We start from the raw sequence: 19743 nt of genomic DNA on the forward strand, positions 1-19743 counted from the left end.
TCTCCGCCGTGATCAGCTTCCGCAGCACCTCGGCCAGCCGCGCGTCAGCATGCCCGATGGCCTCGTGCGTGCTCGCAGCTCGCACTGGTCGACCAGACCCCACAGCCCTGTCCAGGACCGCTAAGAGGTCCTAACAGAATCGTTGGACGTGGCGGTAGCAGATGATGCAGGTAGCGAGGCCGAGGAAGGCTTCGTGGATGTCGTCGCGGCGTTCCCAGCGGATGCGCAGGCGTTTCATGCCGTGGTACCAGGCGATCGTGCGCTCCACGACCCAGCGGACTGTCCCCAGGCCGGAGCCGTGGGACTCGCCGCGGCGAGCGATCCGCGGCGTGATTCCCCTGGCGCGCAGGCGTCTGCGGTACTTGTCGTGGTCGTAGCCGCGGTCGGCGTAGACCGTCCTCGGGCGTCGGCGCGGCCGGCCCCGTCTGCCGCGCACGTTGGGCACCGCGTCCAGTAGCGGCTCGAGACCGGTGACGTCGTTGCGGTTGCCGCCGGTGAGCAGGACCGCGAGCGGGATGCCCCCGCCGTCGGTCAGGACGTGGTGTTTGGAGCCCGGCCGGGCGCGGTCGACCGGGCTCGGCCCGCTTTTGGGCCGCGTCGAGCAGCACGGACGTGCGAGGTGTCGATCACTGCCCGGTCCCAGTCCAGCCTGCCCGCCGAGTGCAACTCCGCCAGCAGAAGCTCATGCAGCCGCGACCACACGCCAGCCTCGTTCCAGTCGCGCAACCGCCGCCAGCAGGTCATCCCGGAGCCGAAGCCCAACTCCTGCGGCAGGAACTCCCACTGGATCCCGGTGTGCAGCACGAACAGAATTCCGCACAGCACCTGCCGGTCCGGCATCCTCTTACGACCAGGATTACGCGGCCTGCGCGGCACCACCGGCAGTAACGGCTCGATCCGCTCCCACAGATCGTCCGAGACGATCCACGGCGGCGACTGACCCCTCCTCACGGTCAAACATGATCCACATCCGACATGCTGCACGCCACCACGTTGATCATTCTGTTAGGAACTCTAAGCCTGCGGCGGTCAGCAGATACCCGGCCAGCACCACCTGCTCGCGACCAGCATCCGCCCGCAGACGGCGGCAATGTCATCGCCAGCCGATCCGCAGGCACACCTTGTGGCTCCTTCGTCACTCGCGGTATGGTCTAGACCTTCACCGCCGCCGCGATGTAACGCACAACCCGCAACATCAAGGCAAAGGAAGTCACATGAAAATTCGACGCAGGGTCGCGGCCGCTGTGGCCGGTGTGGTCGCTGCACCGTTGCTCGTCGTGGCTCTCCCCACCGGCACGGCGTTCGCGCACGGGTACGTGTCCTCGCCCGCCAGCCGTCAGGCCCAGTGCGCCAGTGGCGTGGTCTCCTGCGGCAACATCAAGTACGAGCCGCAGTCGGTCGAGGGCCCGAAGGGGCTGCAGAGCTGCCACGCCAACCTGCCGCAGTTCGCCGAGCTGAGCAACGACAGCAAGGGCTGGAAGGTGCACCAGACCGGTCGTTCGGTGACGTTCAACTGGACGTTCACCGCGCGGCACCGCACGCGGGACTACGACTACTTCGTGGACGGTCGCAAGGTGGCCACGTTCAGCGGCAACAACCAGCAGCCGCCGGCGAGCGTGCAGCACACGGTGAACGTGGGGTCGGCGGGCCGGCACAAGGTCCTCGCGGTGTGGAACATCGGCGACACCGCGATGGCGTTCTACTCCTGCATCGACATCAACGCGAGCTGAGCTAGTCGGTACGTGAGGTCCCCTTCCGCTCACGTACCAGCTTTTCGACGTTGAACGGCATCAGGTTCAAAGGCGGACCGGACAACGGTTTGCGCAGTGCGTCGAGGATGCGCGCGTTGATCGCTTCGATGATCGCGCGCGCGTCCTCGTCGGTGGGAGCCGTGAGCGCGCGTTCCTTCGCGCTCTCGGCTTCCTTGCGCAGCACGAGGGAAGGCGGCAGGCCCGCTGTCCCCTCCTCCTCGCGCACCTTCCGCTTGATCCACCAGTCCTCGTCGAGCGGTTCCCCCGCGCCGGGCAGCGGTTTGCCGGCGCTGGGCAGGCCGTCGAACTCGCCGCGCTCCTGGGCCTCGCGGATCTGGCGGTCGATCCACGACTCGAAGTCCATGCCGTGCGGTTTCCGTTGCGTCATGGGGAGAACCTCCTCGCTGCGGCCTCGATGGCGGCGACGAACGCGGGACTGCCCTTGTGGCCGCTGTCGTCCACGACGGTCAGCGTCGCATCCGGCCACGCCTTCGCCAACCGCCAGGCCGTGTCGGGTGGGCAGCTCAGGTCGCGGCGGCCGTGGATGATCTCACCGGGGATGCCGGCGAGCCGGTGCGCGTCGCCCACCAAGTCGCCGACGAAGCCGTGGTTGGCGTAGTAGTGCGCGCAGATCCGCACCAGCGCGAGCATCTCGTCGGAGGGGCGGCCGGTCCAGCTGCCCTGCTTGCCGAAGTTCTCCAGCGACAACACGGTGTCCTCCCACCGCGACCACTCGATCGCCGCCCGTTCCCGCACCGCGCGGTCGGGGTGCTCCATCAGGTCCGCGTAGGCGCGCACGACGTCCGGCGGATCGCCCGCGTGCGCGCTGAAGCGGGCCCACGCCTCCGGGAAGAACCGGGACGCGCCCCGGTACAGCCAGTCCAGCTCGCGCTGCGAGGACAGGCTGACCGCCACGAGGATCAGCTCGCTGACCCGGTCCGGGTGGCGCTGCGCGTAGGCGACGGCCAGCGTCACACCCCAGGAACCGCCGAACACCAGCCACTTCTCGATGCCGAGGTGCTCGCGCAGCCGTTCGACGTCGGCGATCAGGTGGTCGGTGGTGTTGACGCTCAGGTCCGTCGCCGGATCGCTCGCGTTCGGCGTGCTGCGGCCGCAACCGCGCTGGTCGAACAGGACCGTCTTGTAGTTGCCCGCGCTCAACACCTTGCGCGCGCCGACCGAGCAGCCCGACCCCGGTCCGCCGTGCAGGTACACGGCGGGTTTGGCGTCCGGCTCGCCGACGACCTCCCAGTAGAGCCGGTTGCCGTCGCCGACGTCGAGCAGGCCGTGGTCGAGGAGGTCCATGATCACGAGGCTACCGAGCCGTGCCGGCGCAGGGCGACCGCGACCCAGACCGCCACGAGCACGCCCGCGCCACCGGCCACGACGAACGTCAGCCGGGGTCCGGCCGCGTCGAGCAGCAGGCCGCCGCCGACGTACGACAGCGCCGCGGCGACGCCGATCCCGCCGTAGAAGTTGCCGAACACCCGGCCCGTCCGGTCGGCGGGCACCAGCCGTTGCAGCAGCGTGCTGTGCGCGACGTCCATGCCCGCGATGCCCAGCCCGCGCACCGCCTGCAGCGCGAACGCCGACGCGACGCCCCACGCCAGACCGGTGAGCAGGTTGCCCGCGCTGCTCAGCACGAACCCGGTGACGAGCAGCGCGACCATGCCCAGCCGCGCGGACCCCTTGGCGAGCAACGCGTACCCGGCGAGCAACCCGGCGCCGACCGCGGCCAGCACCACGCTCGCCGCGCTGTCGGAGCTCCCGAAGACGTCCTTGGTGAGCTGGATGACCGCCACGTCGTCGATCGCGGTGCACGCCACGACTCCGCAGAAGCCCAGGAACACGATCCGCACCGTGCGGTTGTGCCAGATCTCGCGCAGCCCGGCACGGGCGTCGCCCAGGACCGTCTCCCCCGGTTCCGCCGGCACCACCAGCCGCGGCAGCCGCAGCAGCAACACCGCGGCCAGCGCGAAGGAGGCGGCGTCCACGAGCAGCACACCGCGGGTGTCGAGGAACGTCAGCAGCACGGCGGCGAGCAGCGGCCCGAGCACGTCCGCGCTGTTGGTGCCGAAGCCCAGCGCGGTGTTCGCGGGCCCGAGGTCCTCCTCCGCGACCAGGCTCGGCACCGCCGCCCGCGACGCCGGCAGGAAGACCTGCCCCAGCAGCGCCCGCAGCCCGACGAGCGCGAGCAGGACCGGCAACGGCGGCAGGGTGAACGCGATGACCGCCAGCAGCACGCACTGCGCGGCCTCGCAGCCGACCATGACCGTGCGCCGGTCGAAGCGGTCGCTCACGAGGCCGGTGAACGGGCTGAGCAACGACGGCGCGAAGTCCCCGACGAGCAGCAGGGCGGCGACCGCCAGCGCCTGCCCCAGCGCCGACTGGACGTGCAGCATCAGCGTGACCAGGCTCAGCGCGTCCCCGACAACGGAAACGACCCGTGCGGTGGTGAGCACGCGCAACGGGCCGTTGTCCTTCAAAAGCGTCAGCACATGGTCATCGTGCCAAGGCCGCGTCCAACTGGTCAGCCAATTTGTTCATGATCCCGGCGTAGGAGGTGTAGCTCAGCGGGGCGACCGCGTTCCACTCCACGAACCGGCCGGCCTGCACGGCGGGCAGTGCCTGGAAGACCGGGTGGCCCTCCTTCATCTTCTCCGGGTCGAGCACGTGCTGGCGGGTGTCCCACATGATCACGTGTTCCTTGTACGTGCCGACGTTCTCCCACGACAGCGACTGGAAGTAGCCGCCGCCCTCGGCGTCGGGCGTGGCCGGCGTGAGCAGCGGCAGGCCGAGCTCCTTCGCGTACCAGTCGAGATCGGGGTTGCGGGCCGGCACCGCGACGTAGAAGAGCTTCGGGTCGGCGCCGACCACCTGGATCTTCTGGTTCGCGGCCGTCATCTTGGCGCCGATGGCCTTCAACCGCTCGGCGGCCTTGGTGAACGCCTGCTCGTCGGCCTTCACCTTGGCCGAGTCGACGTCGGCGCCGAGGGACTGGGCCAGGTCGCGAAAGCGCTTGATGCCGTCCGGCAGCTGGATCTTCGACTGGCCGATGCCGACGGTCGGGGCGATCTTCGCGACCTTCTCCTCGAACTCGGCCGTGAGGTGCCAGAGCCCGCTGACCTCGGGGTAGTAGCCGGCGACGACGAGGTCGGCGTTCAGCGCGGCGAACTTCTCGATGTCGATCTCGCCGTAGCCGGGGCCGGTGATGTCGGTGACCTGGCTCGGGTCGATGCTGCCCGCCTCGGGGTCGGTGGTGCCGTCCGCGCGCTTGAGCGGGCCGAACGTGCCGACCACGTTGACGCCGTAGTCCTTCAGCGCGCCCGCGGCGGACACCTGTGCGACCACGCGCTCCGGCCGCTTCTCGGCGGTGACCTCCTTGCCCCGGTCGTCCTTGAACGACCACTGGTCCTGCTGCTGCTCCGCGGGGGTGGTCCCACCACACCCGGCCACCAGTCCGAGCAAGAGCACCGCGGCGACTGTCCTGCGCACCTGTCCACCTCCTGAGTTTAGGCTTGCCTAACCTATCAAGCGCCCATGGAACCCGCGCAGGGTGCCTGATCGGGTGGTGTTGGTGTCGAACCGGCGAGTGGTGCCGTAATGGAGCCGTGAGCACCTCTAGGTTGCGCGTCGTGTCCAAATACTCACGTATCGCAACCTCTGTTCTCGCGGCCGCCGGTGCCGCACTCGCCGCCGCGTCCCCCGCACTGGCCGACCCCGGTTCGATGTTCGGCCCGGACGTGCAGGTGCCCGAGAACCCCTGGAACCACAGCGCCGTGGCCGTGTGCGCGACGGACGTCCTGACCGCACCCGTGTTCGGCAGCTCGGTCGGAGAGGTGCTGAACCACTGCGGCAACGGCGCGGTCGTCGCCGAGATGCTGGATCACGCCCAGGGCTGAACCCGGTCGGCCCACCGGCCGTACGCCTCCTCAGAAGTTGTTCCCGACTCCTGAGGAGGCCGCGTGTCCGGCCGACGTGCTGCAAGGACCGCGAGGACGGCCGCTCTCGCCGCGGTGGTGGCCGCGACGGTGGTGTCGACGCCCTCCGCGCACGCCCAACCGGCCGCCGACGCGCTGAAGGCCTACACCGAGCTGACCCACCACGCCGAGGAGCTCACCCAGGACCACCTCAAGGCGCAGGTCGACCTGGCGGCGGCGAACACGCGGCTCGGCACCGCCACCGAGACCGAGAAGCAGGCGCTGGCCGCGTCCGAACAGTTCCGCGGGCAGGTGGACCTGCTGACCGAGGCGTCGTTCCAGGGAGCGCGGTTCAGCGACATCTCCGCGCTGCTGACCAGCACGTCCCAGCAGGACTTCCTGGAGCGCATGCAGGCGCTCAACGTCCTCGCCGCGGAGAACAACGAGGCGGTGGCCCGGCTCGACGCCACGCTGACGGCGGCCGCGAAGGCCAGGGCCGGCGCGGCCTCGGCGGCCGAGGCGGCGACCGAGCTCGTCGCGGACGTGGCGGCCCGCAAGACCGCGATGGACCAGCAGGTGGCGACCGCGCGGGCCAAGTACCAGTCGCTGTCGAGGCCGCAGCAGGCGACGCTGGCCGCCAAGGGCGACACCTCGGCGGTGCCGGTGCCCGCGGGTGCGGCCGGCACGGCGCTGAACTTCGCGCTGGCGCAGCGCGGCGAGCCGTACGTGTTCGGCGCCAACGGCCCCGACCAGTGGGACTGCTCCTCGCTGGTGCAGGCCGCCTACCGGGCCGCGAACGTCTCGATCCCGCGGGTCACCTACGACCAGGCGAAGGTGGGCCGCGCGGTGACGCGGGCGACCATCGCGCCGGGCGACCTCATCATCTACTACGCAGGTCAGTCGCACGTGGCGATGGCCGTGGACAGCGTCCGCGCGGTGCACGCGTCCACGGAGGGCGTTCCGGTCAAAATCGCCGACATCGACTCGATCGGTCCCATTTCGGTGATTCGCCGCGTCGTCGGGTGACGCGTCTCTCCACCCCGCGATAAGCCGACGTAGACGACTGTGAGAGCGTGCGTTCGCCGAACTGGTGAGGATCCGGTGGTAGACGAACACAAGGTCATTCCGTAACCTGTCCGAGACCTTCGGCCCAGCAGTTAACCCACTCGGGGCACACGCCAAGGTTGCCGCCTCACGCGCAGTAGTTCTCAGCGTGGCGGCTGCCAGGAAAAAGGAGGACCCGCGACGTGGTGTCGCAACCCTCACGCCGTACCGTGCGTGGAGCGATCGTGGCGGCTGCTGTCGTCGCCGCCGCACTGCCCACGGCCCCGGCCACCGCACAACCGACGGCTGCTGACGCGCTCAAGAAGTACAACGAGCTCAACGAGCAGGCGTCGCAGATCAACCAGGACCAGCTCAAGGCCCAGGACGACCTGAAGGCCAAGCAGGGCGAGCTGGACAAGGCGAAGAACGACCTCGTCGTCGCCAAGCAGGCGGAGGAGACCCTCCGCGGCCAGGTCGACCTGCTCACAGAGGCCTCGTTCGGCGGAGCCCGCTTCAACCAGCTCTCCGCGCTGCTCGTGAGCAACTCGCAGCAGGACTTCCTCAACCGCATGACGGCCATCAACATCCTGGCCACGGACAACGCGGAAGCCCTCAAGAAGCTCACCGACGCCGTCGAGGCCGCGGACGCCGCCACCAGGACGGCCAACGAGGCCACCGAGGCGTCGAAGAAGCTGCTCGCGGACATCGAGCAGAAGAAGGCCGCGCTCGCGAAGCAGATCGAGGAAGTGCGTGCTCAGTACAACCAGCTGAACACCGCGACCCAGAACGCCCTGAAGAGCAAGGGCGACATGTCGAACATCCTGGTCCCGGCCGGCACCGCCGGCAAGGCCCTGGAGTTCGCCCTCGCCCAGCGCGGTGAGCCCTACGTCTACGGCTCCAACGGCCCGGACTCGTGGGACTGCTCCTCGCTGATCCAGAAGGCCTACGCCTACGCGGGCGTGTCCATCGGCCGCACCAGCTACGCCCAGGCGGCAGCGGGTCGCCCGGTCTCGCGCAGCGAGGTCAAGGCGGGCGACATCATCGTCTACTACTCCAGCCAGTCCCACGTGGCCATGGCGATCGACAACGTGCGCGCCGTGCACGCGTCGACGGAGGGCCAGCCGGTGAAGATCGCCGACATCAACTCGATCGGCCCGGTCACCGGGATGCGCCGCATCGAGGGCTGACCAGGTTCTCCGCAACGCCCCCGTCCCGCTGCCCCGGGACGGGGGCGTTGTGCGTCCATCACCGCATCGGGTGCAGGAGCCGCGCTGACCCTGCGGTCCCGGCCGCACCGCACTACGGTCCGGGTGGCCGCCCGGACCCGGCGGCCTTCGCGTGCGAAGTGGAGCGTCGATGAACACTCTGGAAGCCGGCCAGGAGCTCACCACCGGCCAGCAGCTCACCACTGCCAACGGCTACTCCCTGACCCTCCAGTCCGACGGCAACCTGGTGCTGACGGAGAACAACGGCACCGTCTGGGCCAGCGGCACCAACGGCAGGGGCGCCGTGCGCGCCGCGCTGCAGGACGACGGCAACTTCGTGCTCTACAACGGTGACAACAACCCGGTGTGGGCCACCGACACCGCCGGCAACACCGGCTCGCGCCTCGTGCTGCAGGACGACCGCAACCTCGTCGTGGTCGGCGGCGACGGCAGCGCCAAGTGGGCCAGCGGCACGAACACCGACACGCCGCAGTCCACCCCGGCCGCCGCAGAGCCCGCCCCCGCCGCCCCGGCCCCGGCCGAACAGGCCCCGCCGGCACCGGAGGTGCTCACCTACACCGTGCAGCCCGGCGACTCGCTGTGGGCGATCGCCGAGAGCTGGTACCGCGACGGCAACCGCTACACCGACGTCGCGGCCGTCAACGGCATCGAGAACCCCGACCTGATCCACCCCGGCCAGGTCCTGCGCATGCCCTGAGCTCCCGCGCACATGCGAACGGGCCGGTCCTCTCCTCGGAGGACCGGCCCGTTCGCGCACGTGGCGTCTACACGGAGGCGACCCCGTCCTCGGGCGCCTGGCGGGCGATCGCGAAGGCCGGGTTGCCCTCCTCGTCCTGCCGCACGTCGAGGACCTTGTCGTCCAGGAACTCCGCGGCGGCCGGCTCCATGATGACCTTGGCACCCGCGTCGGCGGTCACCACCTGGTCACCGTCCACCGGCTCGCTGAGGGAGAAGCTCGAGCGCCGCCTGGCTGTCCTGCTCGGTGGCGAGAGCGAACCTCAGGCCGACGTCGTCGTTGGTGGTGGACTGTGAAGTCAGCTCGTTGATGACTTCCGCAGCCACCGGCGTCACTTCGAGCATGTCGGCCCCTTTGTCTGGAAACAACGAACGCGCCCCGTGTTCCCGGTGAGCACCCGCCTCAACCATCGGATGCCGATGGATGTGGAGAACGCGCAGGTAGAAGGCCCGAGATCGGTGGCGGAGCCAGGGCGGACGGGCGGATCGCCGGGCTCGGCGGGGCAATCGAGCGGATCAACCGCCAGGGTCCGGTGGACGGGCTCCGACGCGGACCGGTCGCAGCGGACAGCGCGGCCACCCGCGTCCAGCGCCCGCAGCACGGCACCCGCGCTCAACACTCCCCACGCGCCCAGCGCCCGCAGCACGGCACCCGCGCCCAACACTCCCCACGCGCCCAGCGTCCGAGCACGGCACCTGTGCCCGGAACGCGCCGCCGCGTCCCCGCGCATCGCCCGCAGCCTGGACCCCGGCACGCCCACGCCCGCTCCCAGCCGGCCCACACCGGGCAGCCCAAGAGCCGAAACAGGCCCCTAAGCCACCCGGTGCGTCGCGGGACGAGCCGTCTCCTGCCGCACGTGGCCGCAGGCGGAGCAGACCCGCGGCACCGGCACGAGCTCGGCGACCAGCCGCCACGAGTCGGCGAAGCTCGGTGCCTGCACGCCCGGCACCAGGAGGCTGTCCAGCGACTCCTGGCGGCGGCGGCCCTTCTCGCGGCTGCGTTCCACGGGGTCGCGGCGGTGGGCCAGGGCGCGGGAGGCCGCGCGGGCGCGTTCGCCCTCCGTGCCCAGTTCGCGGGCGCGGCGCGGGGTGTTGAGCAGGGCGTTGCGGCGGTTCACGCGGAACCACTCGCCCAGCGTCATGCCCGGTAACGGCGGGCGGGCCAGGGTGCCGTCCGCCGTCCACGAGCGCAGGCGGGCGCGCAGGAACTCGTGCGCCACCTGCGAGCGGGAGCGGGGGCGGCCCTGGCGGGTGCCGTCGGGGTGCGTGTCGATCGCGGCGAGCACGGCGTCGACGGACCAGCCGGCGGCGAACCAGGGTTCGAGGGTGCGGCGGACCCAGTGGCGGTTCGCGTCGGGCCAGGAGGCGCGCACGCACAGCGACTCGACGGCGGTGGCCACGTCGGCGTCGGTGGCGGGGACCACGCGGCCGGGCCAGCGGCTGGGTTCGATCTGCATCTGGACTGACCTCCTGGAAGCACCGTGACGAACATCTGTTCGACAGTGTGCCACCGGGGTCTGACAAAAAACGACGTCCAACCGGTTGACCTGGGCAAACACCGGTCGACGCACGCCTGAACAGTGCACGATAGCCTGCGGAAATGACGCATCACGAGCCCCACGACGACGTCAGCGGCAACCGGATGAACTGGCTGCGCGCCGGGGTCCTGGGCGCGAACGACGGCATCGTCTCCACCGCCAGCCTGGTCGTGGGCGTCGCGGGCGCCACCGCGGACAGGACCCAGATCCTCGTCGCGGGCCTCGCCGGGCTGTTCGCGGGCGCGATGTCGATGGCCAGCGGCGAGTACGTCAGCGTCAGCAGCCAGCGCGACGCCGAACGCGCGCTGATCGCGCAGGAGAAGCGCGAGCTGCGGGACACGCCCGACGAGGAGCTGAAGGAGCTCGCGGGCATCTACCGGGACAAGGGCCTCGACGCCGAGACCGCCCGGCAGGTCGCCGAGCAGCTCACCGAGCACGACGCGCTGGCCGCGCACGCCGACGTCGAGCTCAAGATCGACCCCGACAACCTCACCAACCCGTGGGCCGCCGCCATCGCCAGCTTCGTGAGCTTCACCATCGGCGCGCTGCTCCCCCTCATCGCCATCGCCACCACCTCACCGTCGCTGCGCGTGCCTGTGACGGTCATCGCCGCGATAGCCACCCTCGCGCTGACCGGCTACGTCAGCGCGCGCCTGAGCAACGCGCCGAAGCAGCGCGCTGTCCTGCGCAACGTCGTGGGAGGCCTGATCGCCATGGGCATCACCTACGCGGTCGGGGCGCTCGTGGGCCAAAGCATCGGATAGACCGAATGCGGGTACAGGTGCGCCATGAGTGAAGACAGGGGTAGCTACGCACCCGCCGACACCGACGACTTCGAGGCCCTCGACGAGGACAACCTCCAGAAGGACCCGCTGGAGGAGGGCATGGACCCGCCGGAGGGCTGGGCGGGGGCCGACCGGTACGGGACGACCGAGTACGAGCAGGCCCACCCCCGGCCGCTCGACGAACGCCTTCAAGAGGAACGGCGCGAGAACGACGAGACGGGTGCATGATCACAACATGAGCCTCGGCATCCCGGACCGGATCACGGCGTTGCTGTTCGACCTCGACGGTGTGCTCACGAGCACCGCGGTCCTGCACCGCAAGGCGTGGCGGCAGACCTTCGAGGACATGGGTCAGCCGTTCAGCGAGCAGGACTACCTCTCCTACGTGGACGGCAAGCCGCGCTACGACGGCGTCAGAAGCTTCCTGGCCTCGCGCGGGCTCACGCCGCCGGAGGAGGAGGTCCGCCGCATCGGTGACCGCAAGAACGACCTGGTGAACCACATCATCGACGAGGAGGGCATCACGCCCTACCCCGGTTCGGTGCGCTACCTGCAGAAGGCGCGCGAGGCCGGGCTGCCGATCGGGGTGGTCACGTCCTCGGCGAACGCGATGCGCGTGCTGCGCTCGGGCAACCTGCTGGACTACGTCGACGCGCTGGTGGACGGCAACGTCATCGCGGCGGACAACCTGCGCGGCAAACCGGAACCCGACTCCTTCGTCGAGGGCGCGAAGAGGTTGAAGACGGCACCGGAGCACGCCGCCGTCTTCGAGGACGCGCTCGCCGGTGTCGCGGCCGGGCGCAAGGGCGGGTTCGGGTTCGTCGTCGGCGTCGACCGCGGCAACCAGCGCGACGCCCTGCGCGAACACGGTGCCGACCAGGTGGTCGACGAGCTCGACGAGCTGCTGTCATGAGCTACGCGATCGAACCGTGGCAGTTGCGCTGGCAGGGCCTCGCGGTCGACCAGCTGCACCGGACCGAGTCGACGTTCGCCCTGGCCAACGGGCACATCGGCTTCCGCGGCACCCTCGACGAGGGTGAGCCGCGCGGTCTGCCGGGCACCTACCTCAACGGCTTCTACGAGGAGCACCCGCTGCCCTACGGCGAGGGCGGCTACGGCTACCCGGAGGCGGGCCAGACGGTCGTCAACGTCACCGACGGCAAGATCATCCGGTTGCTGGTCGAGGACGAGCCGCTGGACATGCGCTACGGCACCGCGCTGGAGCACGAGCGGACGCTGGACTTCCGCTCCGGCACGCTGCGCCGCCGCACGGTGTGGGAGTCCCCGACCGGCCGGCGGGTGGTGGTGCGCAGCGAGCGGCTGGTGTCGTTCACGCAACGCGCGGTCGCCGCCATCCGCTACGAGGTCGAGCCGGTGGACGACGTGCAGCTCGTCGTCCAGTCCGACCTGCTGGTCAACGAACCCATCGAGAAGCGCACCAACGACCCCCGCGTCGCGGCCGCGCTGAACGCACCGCTGGTCGCGGACTTCGTCATGGCCGAGAAGGCCAGGGCGGTGCTCTGCCACCACACCAGGGAGTCCGGGCTGCGGATGGCCGCGGCGATGGACCACGAGGTCGACGCGGGCGGTGTGGACCCGCGCACGGACATCCGCGCCGAGGACGACCTGGCCCGGTTCACCGTCGCGGTCGACGTGGCCGGGGGCAGCAGCCTCAAGCTCACCAAGTACCTCGGCTACGGCTGGTCGGCGCAGCGGTCGACGCCCTCGCTGCGGGCGCAGGTCGAGGCCGCGCTCGCCGGTGCGCTGCAGACCGGCTGGACCGGGCTGCTGGCCGAGCAGAGGGCGTTCCTGGACGACTTCTGGGAGGTCGCCGACATCGAGCTCGACGGTGACGACGAGCTGCAGCAGGCGATCCGGTTCTCGCTGTTCCACATCCTGCAGGCCGGTGCCCGCGGGGAGACCCGCGCGATTCCGGGCAAGGGGCTGACCGGTCCCGGCTACGACGGGCACGCGTTCTGGGACACCGAGACGTTCGTGCTGCCGGTGCTCACCTACACCGTCCCGGACGCGGCCCGCGACGCCCTGCGGTGGCGGCACTCCACGCTGGACAAGGCCCGCGACCGTGCGAAGGTGCTGGGGCTCGGGGGTGCCGCGTTCCCGTGGCGGTCCATCAACGGTGCCGAGTGCAGCGCGTACTGGCCGGCGGGCACGGCCGCGTTCCACGTCTCCGGCGACGTCGCCTACGCCACCCAGCAGTACCTCAACGCGACGAACGACGAGGACTTCGACCGGGAGGAGGCCGTCGAGATCCTCACCGAGACCGCACGGCTGTGGACCTCGCTCGGCCACCACGACCCGCACGACGGGTTCCGCATCGACGGCGTCACCGGTCCGGACGAGTACTCGGCGATCGTGGACAACAACGTCTACACGAACCTGATCGCCCAGCAGAACCTGCGTGCCGCCGCCGACGCCGCCGAACGGCACCCGGACCGGGCGGGGGCGAGTGAGGAGGAGATCGCCGAGTGGCGCAGGGCCGCGGACAAGATGGCGCTGCCCTACGACGAGATGCTCCAGGTCCACCCGCAGGCGGACAACTTCACCAAGCACGCCGAGTGGGACTTCGAGGGCACGCCGCAGGAGAAGTACCCGCTGCTGCTGCACTACCCGTACTTCGACCTGTACCGCAAGCAGGTGGTGAAGCAGGCGGACCTCGTGCTGGCGATGCACCTGCGCGGTGACGCGTTCACCGCGCAGGAGAAGGCCCGCAACTTCGCCTACTACGAGGCGCGGACCGTGCGGGACTCGTCGCTGTCGGCCGGGACGCAGGCGGTGATCGCGGCCGAGGTCGGGCACCTGGACCTGGCGTTCGACTACCTGGTCGAGGCCGCGTTCACCGACCTGCACGACCTGCACGACAACGTCCACAACGGACTGCACATGGCCTCGCTGGCCGGTGCGTGGATGGCGCTGGTGGCCGGGTTCGGCGGCATGCGCGACCACGGCGGCGAGCTGACGTTCGCGCCGCGGATGCCCGCCGCGCTGCGCCGGTTCTCGTTCCGGATGTCGTTCCGGGGCACCAGGATCGGGGTCGAGGTGACCGAGACGGAGGCGACCTACCGGATCGTCGACGGCACCGAGCTGACGACGAGGCACCACGGGGAGCGGATCACGATCACCGAGGGCAACCCGGTGACGATGCCGCTCCCGCCGGCGCCGGAGCTGGAACGGCCGAAGGGCCCGTACGGCCGGGAGCCGCGCAGGGCGGCTCCCGGACAGCCGGGCACGGAGCGCTAGGGCAGTGGGGAGACCTGGTAGTGCGTGATCAGGTCTCCCCGCACCAGCACGCTCAGGTTCACCGCGACCGCCGGCCGGTCGGCGAACGAGAAGTCGACCGCGAGATAGCCGAGCGTCAGGTTCTCCGCCAGTTCTCGCGTTTCGAGGACCTCGTACTCGGCTTTCAGGCCGATCGGCTGGGAGTCGTAGTAGGCGGCGACCGCCTCACGTCCCACCCCGTAGGGCTTGAGGCCCTGGAAGATCGCGTCCTCGGTGAACAGCTCCGCCACGCGCTGCGGTTCGTGCGCGTCCACGGCGGCCTTCCACCGGTCCATGACGTCGATGAGGGCCATGTCAGTGCCCCGCGCTCTGGCCGCCGTCGACGTGCAGGACCTCGCCGGTGACGAACCCGGCCCGTTCGAGGAACAGCACCGCGTCGACCACCTCGTCGACCTCGCCGATCCGCTTGACCGGGTGCAGCGAGGCCAGCGCCTCGTGGGTCTCCGGGGCGTGCATCGGCGTGCGGATGATGCCGAGCGCGACCGTGTTGAAGCGGATGTCGCGGGTGGCGTACTCGACCGCGAGCGACCTGGTGACGGCGTTGATGCCACCCTTGGTCAGCGACGCGAGTGCCGACGGCACGGCGGAAAGAGCGTGGTCGACCAGGGCGGTCGACACGTTCAGGACGTGCCCGCCGGTGGCTTCCATCGCGCTCACCGCGCTGCGCGTGATGTCGAAGAACCCGCGCAGGTTCGTGCCGAGCACGGTCTCGTAGTCCTCGTCGGTGTACTCGGTGAACGGCTTGGCGACGAAGACGCCCGCGTTGTTCACCAGGGTGTCGACGCGGCCGAACCGCGCCAGCGCCTCCCCGATGACCCGTGCGCCCTCCCCGGGTACCGCGAGGTCGGCGCGCACGGCCAGCACCTCGGGGTCGTCGGAGGCCTCGACGGACCGCGACACCGCGACCACCGAAAAACCGAGCCTGCGATAAGCGGGCACCAACGCCGCACCGATTCCCTGCGACGCGCCCGTGATCACTGCGACCTTGCCGGTCATGTCCTCGCCCTTTCGCAGCGTGAGTGGAACTGACCAGCACAACAGCGGTTCCCGGCGGGCAATTTCGGATGGGTGCGACCTGTTCCCTCCTGCCTGAGAGGCTCAGCCTACGAGCGTTCCGCGACGGTGGCGGAGTTCTTCTCAGTCCAGCTCCAGCACCACCTTGACGTCGCCGGGGCGTGACTCGAAGGCCTCCGCGCAGGACTCCAGCGGCACCCGCCTGGTGATCATCGCCGAGAGCCAGGCGTCGTCCGCCCGGTCGAGCACCGCGGAGGCCTCGCGGTAGTGCCGGACGTTCGAGTTGACCGTCCCGAACGTGATCCCGTTGCGCAGCACCAGGTCCCGGTTCGCCTGACCGAGGTCGACCGGCACCACCTCGGTCGAGGGCACCCCGGTCAGGCACACCAGCCGCCGCCCAAGCAGCTGCGCCACCAGCTGCGGCGCACCGGTCGCCTCGATCACGACCTCGTGGTCGGGCAGCGTCCGGTGGTAGGTGGCGCCCAGCGACTCGACGAGGTCCGGCTTCGGGCCGTCCGAGGCGACGTCGAACACGTGCACGTCCAGCCCGCGCTGCACGCCGATCATGGCCGCCAGCAGCCCGATCGGACCGGCACCGGTGACCAGCACGCTGTCGAAGTCGAAGAACGCGAACCGCTCCAGCCGCTCCCACGCCTTGACCACCACCGACGCGGGTTCGAGCAGCACACCGGCCCGTGAGCTGACACCGACGGCGTACTGCGCCGGCACCGTCCACAAAGTAGCGCCGTAGCCGTCGATGCCGGTGATCCCGCGCTCGGTGTACCGGCCGTTGAGGCACATGTCGAACTCCCCGCGCGCACAGGGCGCGCACGGCACCGGGTCCGGCCTGCGCACCACGCCCACGACCAGCGAGCCGGGCGCGAAGCCGGGACCGCTGATCACCCTGCCCAGCGACTCGTGCCCGATCACCAGTTCGCCACCGGTGCCGAACTCGCCGCGGACGATCTCGCGGTCGGTCCCGCAGATCCCGATCGCCAGACCCTCGACCAGCAGCTCGTCCGGTCCCGGCACCGGGTCGGGGAGTTCGGTCAGCGACAGGGAGCCGGCTCGTGCGGGATCTACCGTGAGTGCGCGCATGAGATCCATTCTTGACATGCCGACCCGATCGCGCTGACCATGGGAGCGCTCTCACGCAACCCTGTCTGTGAGGAGATAGTCGATGCGCAAGCTCCTGCTGCTGGCGACATCGGCCCTGGTCGGGCTGACAACGTTGTCTGCACCTGCTCAAGCCGCTCCACCGAGCCTGCTCCCGCTCACCGTCCAGAACACCTCCGGTCGCGGCGACGCCGTGCACCTGTACGTGTTCGGCGAGATGGGCGGCCGGCTCGGGTACGTGAACGCGAACGGCCAGTTCACGGCCTGGTCCGGCGGGAGCATCCCGCCCTCGCCCGCGCCGGACGTCTCGATCCCCGGCCCCGCCAACGGGGCCAGCAAGACCCTGCAGATCCCGCTCAACCTCGCCGGCGGCCGGCTCTACATGTCCTTCCGCGACAAGCTCAAGTTCTCGCTGGTGCCGGGCGGCCTCGTGCAGCCGGCGCCGTGGGCGGCGGGTGACCCGAACCGCGACATCCTGTTCGACTGGAGCGAGTTCACCTACAACGGCGGCGGGCTGTGGCTCAACAGCTCGCAGGTGGACATGTTCAGCGTCCCGCACGCGGTCGAGGCGACCTCGCAGGCCGGCGCGACCAAGCGCACCGGCGTGCTGGTCAGCGGCGGCCGCAACCGGATCTTCGACCAGCACCAGCAGATGGGCGGTGACTGGTCGCGGTTGGTCCACACGCGGTCGGACGGCACCCGGCTGCGCGTGCTGAACCCGAGCAAGGGCCTCGACGCGGGCCTGTTCTCCAGCTCCTACTACGCGGGCTACGTCAGCAGCGCCTGGTCGACGTACCAGAACACGCCGCTGACCGTGGTGCCGTACCGGAACGAGCCGAACCGGAAGTTCACCGGCCGCACCAGCGGCGGGGTCCTGCGGTTCACGAACACCGCCGGCCAGCAGGTGGCGTCGTTCGAGCAGCCCTCGACGCGGGACGTCCTCAACTGCGACGGCCGGCTCGCCGCGCCCAACAACGACGTCGGCGCGATCTCCCGGTCGCTGTGCGCCGCGCTCAACCGCTCGACGCTCGGGTACCTGCACACCCAGCCGACCTACAACGCCGCCGAGTTCTACACCCGCGCGACGGCCAACCACTTCTCGAAGATCGTGCACCGGAACATGGTCGACGGGAAGGCCTACGGGTTCGCCTTCGACGACGTCGGCGCGTTCGAGTCGCTCGTTCACGAACCGAACCCGCGATCGGCCAAAATCACCCTGACAGCATTTTAAACCAAAGCTTTCTTGCTTTTGATCGACTTTCACTCCACTGTGTGAGGCGCCGTCGCCGCGGCTCTCACACAGTGGAGTCGTCGTGTGCGTACGGGTCCTGCTGGTCGAAGACGACGAGCGAATCCGCCAGGCGTTGCGCCTTGCGCTGGGAGACGAGGGATTCACCGTCGACGAGGCGTGTTCCGGCGAGGTGGCGTTGCGGCGCCTGGAATCCGAGTCGTTCGACGTGGTGCTGGTCGACCTGACCCTGCCCGGGGTGGACGGGCTGGAGGTCGTGCGCACCCTCCGCGGGCGCGGTGACCTGCCGATAATCGTCGTCACCGCGCGGACGGACGCCTGCGACGTGGTCGCCGGACTGGAGGCGGGCGCCGACGACTACGTGACGAAACCGTTGATGGGCGGCGTTCTCGCGGCCCGCATCCGCGCGTTGTTGCGGCGCCGCGGACCGGGGCGCGACACAGTTCGGGTGGGCGATCTGGAAATCCGTCCGCAGGAAGGTCTCGTGCACCGGGCGGGGGAACGCGTTCACCTCACGAGAACGGAATTCCGGCTGCTGCTGGAACTCGCTGGTGCGGCCGGCCGAATCGTCACCAGGGAACAGCTGCTGCACCGGGTGTGGGGATATGACTACTTCGGCGACACCCGCTTGCTCGACGTGCACATAAGGCGGTTGCGACGCAAGGTCGAGGCGAACCCGGACGACCCGGCCCTGGTGCTCACGGTGCGCGGCGCCGGGTACCGGATCCGTTCGTGAGGCTCACGCTGCGGTGGCGGGTGGCGCTGGCGTTCGGCTTCGGGCTGCTCGCGGTCACGAGCGTGCTCGCGTTCGCCACCTGGAACCTCGCCTGCGGCTACATGATGCGCCAGCGCGAGGCCTCCGCGACCCGCCAGGCCGAGGTGAACGTGCGGCTGGTCGAGCGGTCGCTGGCCTCCCCCGGCCTCGACGAGCTGCTGACCGGGCTCACCACCGGCCCCGACTCGACGATCCTGGTGATCACGCCGGGCGGTCTGGTGACCGCGGGCCGGCCGGTCGACCCCGGCCTGCTGCCGGTCGGGCTGGTGCGGCACCCGCCCGGTGGCGGGCGGATCACCGTGGACGGCCAGCCGATGCTCGCCGTGGTCCGCCCGGTCGCGGGCAACGCCGTGTACGTGGAGCTGTTCGGGCTGGAGCAGCTCGACCGCGCGTCCCGGTTCCTCAGCGCGGTGCTGATCGGCGGCACGGTCGCCTCGGCGCTGCTGGGGGCGGCGCTGGGGTCGTGGGCGTCGAAGCGGGCGCTCCGGCCGCTGGCGGAGCTCAGTTCGGCCGCGGCGCGGATCGCCGGTGGCGACCTCGGTGCCCGGTTGCCGGTGCGGGACGACCCGGACCTCGCGGCGCTGGCGGCGAAGTTCAACTCGACGGCGCACGCGCTGGAGCAGCGGGCGTTGCGGGACGCCCGGTTCGCCTCCGACGTGTCGCACGAGCTGCGGTCGCCGCTCACGACGATGGTGAACGCCGGTGCGGTGCTGCGGCGGCGGCGCGAGCACCTGCCGGGCACGGCCGGGACGGCGCTGGAGCTGCTGACCTCGGAGGTGGACCGGTTCGCCCGGATGGTGGTGGACCTGCTGGAGATCTCGCGGGCCGACCAGACCGACGACCCGCGGCACGAGGAGATCGCGCTCGACGCGCTGGTGCGCAACGTGGCCGCGACGCGGGCCCCGGTGCCGGTGGAGCTCGAACCGGCGGTCGTGCTGGGTGACCGGCGGCGGCTCGACCGGGTGCTGACCAACCTGCTGGACAACGCGGACCGGCACGCGGGCGGAGCGGTGCTGGTGTCGGTGCGGCGGCACGGCGGGCACGTCCGGCTCGCCGTGGAGGACGAGGGGCCCGGTGTGCCGGAGCCGTTGCGCGAGCAGGTGTTCGAACGGTTCGCGCGAGGTGTGATGGCGGGCAGCAGGGGTGACGACACCGGCAGCGGGCTGGGGCTCGCGCTGGTCCGCGAGCACGTGCACCGGCTGGGCGGGCGGGTGTGGGTGGAGGACCGCGTGCCGGTCGGTGCGCGGTTCGTGGTGGAGCTGGTCTTACGGAGTTCTGACGGCTGACCGTTCG

22 protein-coding genes and 1 pseudogene are annotated in these 19743 nt (G+C 70.5%); 12 read left to right on the forward strand and 11 right to left on the reverse strand.

Annotated elements, in window-relative coordinates; genetic code table 11:
- Positions 1 to 130: 130 nt before the first annotated feature.
- Positions 131 to 984 (reverse strand): annotated as a pseudogene (locus tag ACVDFE_RS32860) (IS5 family transposase).
- 230 nt (positions 985 to 1214) lie between these two features.
- On the opposite strand from ACVDFE_RS32860, the gene ACVDFE_RS32865 reads away from it, so the two are divergent.
- Positions 1215 to 1730 (forward strand): lytic polysaccharide monooxygenase auxiliary activity family 9 protein, encoded by a 516-nt coding sequence (locus ACVDFE_RS32865; RefSeq protein WP_360387458.1) that lies wholly within the window; start codon positions 1215 to 1217, stop codon positions 1728 to 1730.
- Between the two features lies 1 nt (position 1731).
- Here ACVDFE_RS32865 and ACVDFE_RS32870 read toward each other — a convergent pair whose 3' ends face one another.
- The 4 genes from ACVDFE_RS32870 to ACVDFE_RS32885 are packed head-to-tail and all read right to left on the reverse strand — an operon-like array spanning position 1732 to position 5246.
- A complete protein-coding gene (locus ACVDFE_RS32870) occupies positions 1732 to 2139 on the reverse strand; it encodes a DnaJ family domain-containing protein (protein WP_458433249.1) in 408 nt (135 codons plus the stop codon).
- A complete protein-coding gene (gene pip / locus ACVDFE_RS32875; RefSeq protein ID WP_458433250.1) occupies positions 2136 to 3056 on the reverse strand; it encodes a prolyl aminopeptidase in 921 nt (306 codons plus the stop codon). Before pip ends, ACVDFE_RS32870 begins: the two co-directional genes overlap by 4 nt.
- A gap of 2 nt (positions 3057 to 3058) precedes the next feature.
- On the reverse strand, positions 3059 to 4249 hold the full coding sequence (locus ACVDFE_RS32880) for an MFS transporter (RefSeq protein WP_360387452.1): 1191 nt from the start codon (positions 4247 to 4249) through the stop codon (positions 3059 to 3061).
- A gap of 4 nt (positions 4250 to 4253) precedes the next feature.
- Entirely contained in the window at positions 4254 to 5246 is a 993-nt protein-coding gene (locus ACVDFE_RS32885) for an ABC transporter substrate-binding protein (protein WP_458433251.1), read from the reverse strand.
- A 140-nt stretch (positions 5247 to 5386) separates the two neighbouring features.
- Between ACVDFE_RS32885 and ACVDFE_RS32890 the strand changes: the two genes are divergently transcribed.
- The 4 genes from ACVDFE_RS32890 to ACVDFE_RS32905 all read left to right on the forward strand — a co-directional run bounded on the left by ACVDFE_RS32890 (position 5387) and on the right by ACVDFE_RS32905 (position 8638).
- On the forward strand, positions 5387 to 5653 hold the full coding sequence (locus tag ACVDFE_RS32890; RefSeq protein WP_458433252.1) for a hypothetical protein: 267 nt from the start codon (positions 5387 to 5389) through the stop codon (positions 5651 to 5653).
- Positions 5654 to 5716: 63 nt separating this feature from the next.
- The gene (locus tag ACVDFE_RS32895) at positions 5717 to 6697 is read left to right on the forward strand and encodes a C40 family peptidase (protein ID WP_458433253.1); all 981 of its coding nucleotides are present in this window, start codon (positions 5717 to 5719) and stop codon (positions 6695 to 6697) included.
- Positions 6698 to 6960: 263 nt separating this feature from the next.
- Positions 6961 to 7902, forward strand: coding sequence for a C40 family peptidase (locus tag ACVDFE_RS32900; RefSeq protein WP_458433254.1), 942 nt, complete (start codon positions 6961 to 6963; stop codon positions 7900 to 7902).
- A 169-nt stretch (positions 7903 to 8071) separates the two neighbouring features.
- On the forward strand, positions 8072 to 8638 hold the full coding sequence (locus ACVDFE_RS32905) for a LysM peptidoglycan-binding domain-containing protein (protein ID WP_458433256.1): 567 nt from the start codon (positions 8072 to 8074) through the stop codon (positions 8636 to 8638).
- A 67-nt stretch (positions 8639 to 8705) separates the two neighbouring features.
- On the opposite strand, the gene ACVDFE_RS32910 is transcribed toward ACVDFE_RS32905, so the two are convergent.
- The 3 genes from ACVDFE_RS32910 to ACVDFE_RS32920 form a co-directional block, all read right to left on the reverse strand.
- The gene (locus ACVDFE_RS32910) at positions 8706 to 8876 is read right to left on the reverse strand and encodes a hypothetical protein (protein ID WP_458433258.1); all 171 of its coding nucleotides are present in this window, start codon (positions 8874 to 8876) and stop codon (positions 8706 to 8708) included.
- Positions 8866 to 9021 (reverse strand): hypothetical protein, encoded by a 156-nt coding sequence (locus tag ACVDFE_RS32915; protein WP_458433260.1) that lies wholly within the window; start codon positions 9019 to 9021, stop codon positions 8866 to 8868. The genes ACVDFE_RS32910 and ACVDFE_RS32915 overlap by 11 nt, the downstream gene beginning before the upstream one ends.
- Before the next feature lie 467 nt (positions 9022 to 9488).
- A complete protein-coding gene (locus ACVDFE_RS32920) occupies positions 9489 to 10133 on the reverse strand; it encodes a hypothetical protein (protein ID WP_360387436.1) in 645 nt (214 codons plus the stop codon).
- A gap of 143 nt (positions 10134 to 10276) precedes the next feature.
- On the opposite strand from ACVDFE_RS32920, the gene ACVDFE_RS32925 reads away from it, so the two are divergent.
- The 4 genes from ACVDFE_RS32925 to ACVDFE_RS32940 are packed head-to-tail and all read left to right on the forward strand — an operon-like array spanning position 10277 to position 14257.
- Positions 10277 to 10978: a VIT1/CCC1 transporter family protein gene (locus ACVDFE_RS32925; protein ID WP_360387433.1), complete on the forward strand. Its 702-nt coding sequence runs from the start codon at positions 10277 to 10279 to the stop codon at positions 10976 to 10978.
- A gap of 24 nt (positions 10979 to 11002) precedes the next feature.
- A complete protein-coding gene (locus tag ACVDFE_RS32930; protein WP_360387430.1) occupies positions 11003 to 11227 on the forward strand; it encodes a hypothetical protein in 225 nt (74 codons plus the stop codon).
- A gap of 7 nt (positions 11228 to 11234) precedes the next feature.
- Entirely contained in the window at positions 11235 to 11912 is a 678-nt protein-coding gene (locus ACVDFE_RS32935) for an HAD family hydrolase (protein ID WP_458433262.1), read from the forward strand.
- Positions 11909 to 14257, forward strand: a complete 2349-nt coding sequence (locus ACVDFE_RS32940; RefSeq protein ID WP_458433263.1) for a glycoside hydrolase family 65 protein — start codon at positions 11909 to 11911, stop codon at positions 14255 to 14257. Before ACVDFE_RS32935 ends, ACVDFE_RS32940 begins: the two co-directional genes overlap by 4 nt.
- Here the strand turns inward: ACVDFE_RS32940 and ACVDFE_RS32945 are convergent.
- From ACVDFE_RS32945 to ACVDFE_RS32955, 3 genes are all read right to left on the reverse strand, one after another.
- Positions 14254 to 14589: a nuclear transport factor 2 family protein gene (locus ACVDFE_RS32945; RefSeq protein ID WP_360387423.1), complete on the reverse strand. Its 336-nt coding sequence runs from the start codon at positions 14587 to 14589 to the stop codon at positions 14254 to 14256. The two genes, ACVDFE_RS32940 and ACVDFE_RS32945, sit on opposite strands and share 4 nt — an antisense overlap.
- A gap of 1 nt (position 14590) precedes the next feature.
- Positions 14591 to 15292 carry an SDR family NAD(P)-dependent oxidoreductase gene (locus ACVDFE_RS32950; protein ID WP_458433264.1) on the reverse strand — a complete coding sequence of 234 codons (702 nt, stop codon included), beginning with the start codon at positions 15290 to 15292 and terminating at the stop codon, positions 14591 to 14593.
- 141 nt (positions 15293 to 15433) lie between these two features.
- Positions 15434 to 16408 carry an alcohol dehydrogenase catalytic domain-containing protein gene (locus ACVDFE_RS32955; RefSeq protein WP_360387419.1) on the reverse strand — a complete coding sequence of 325 codons (975 nt, stop codon included), beginning with the start codon at positions 16406 to 16408 and terminating at the stop codon, positions 15434 to 15436.
- Between the two features lie 82 nt (positions 16409 to 16490).
- Between ACVDFE_RS32955 and ACVDFE_RS32960 the strand changes: the two genes are divergently transcribed.
- The 3 genes from ACVDFE_RS32960 (at position 16491) to ACVDFE_RS32970 (ending at position 19736) form a co-directional block, all read left to right on the forward strand.
- Positions 16491 to 17657 (forward strand): beta-1,3-glucanase family protein, encoded by a 1167-nt coding sequence (locus ACVDFE_RS32960; protein WP_458433265.1) that lies wholly within the window; start codon positions 16491 to 16493, stop codon positions 17655 to 17657.
- Between the two features lie 82 nt (positions 17658 to 17739).
- Positions 17740 to 18411: a response regulator transcription factor gene (locus ACVDFE_RS32965; RefSeq protein WP_458433266.1), complete on the forward strand. Its 672-nt coding sequence runs from the start codon at positions 17740 to 17742 to the stop codon at positions 18409 to 18411.
- Complete coding sequence (locus ACVDFE_RS32970) at positions 18408 to 19736, forward strand: HAMP domain-containing sensor histidine kinase (RefSeq protein WP_458433267.1); 1329 nt, start codon at positions 18408 to 18410, stop codon at positions 19734 to 19736. The genes ACVDFE_RS32965 and ACVDFE_RS32970 overlap by 4 nt, the downstream gene beginning before the upstream one ends.
- Positions 19737 to 19743 lie beyond the last annotated feature (7 nt).

The sequence above is a fragment of the Lentzea chajnantorensis genome (assembly GCF_054300775.1).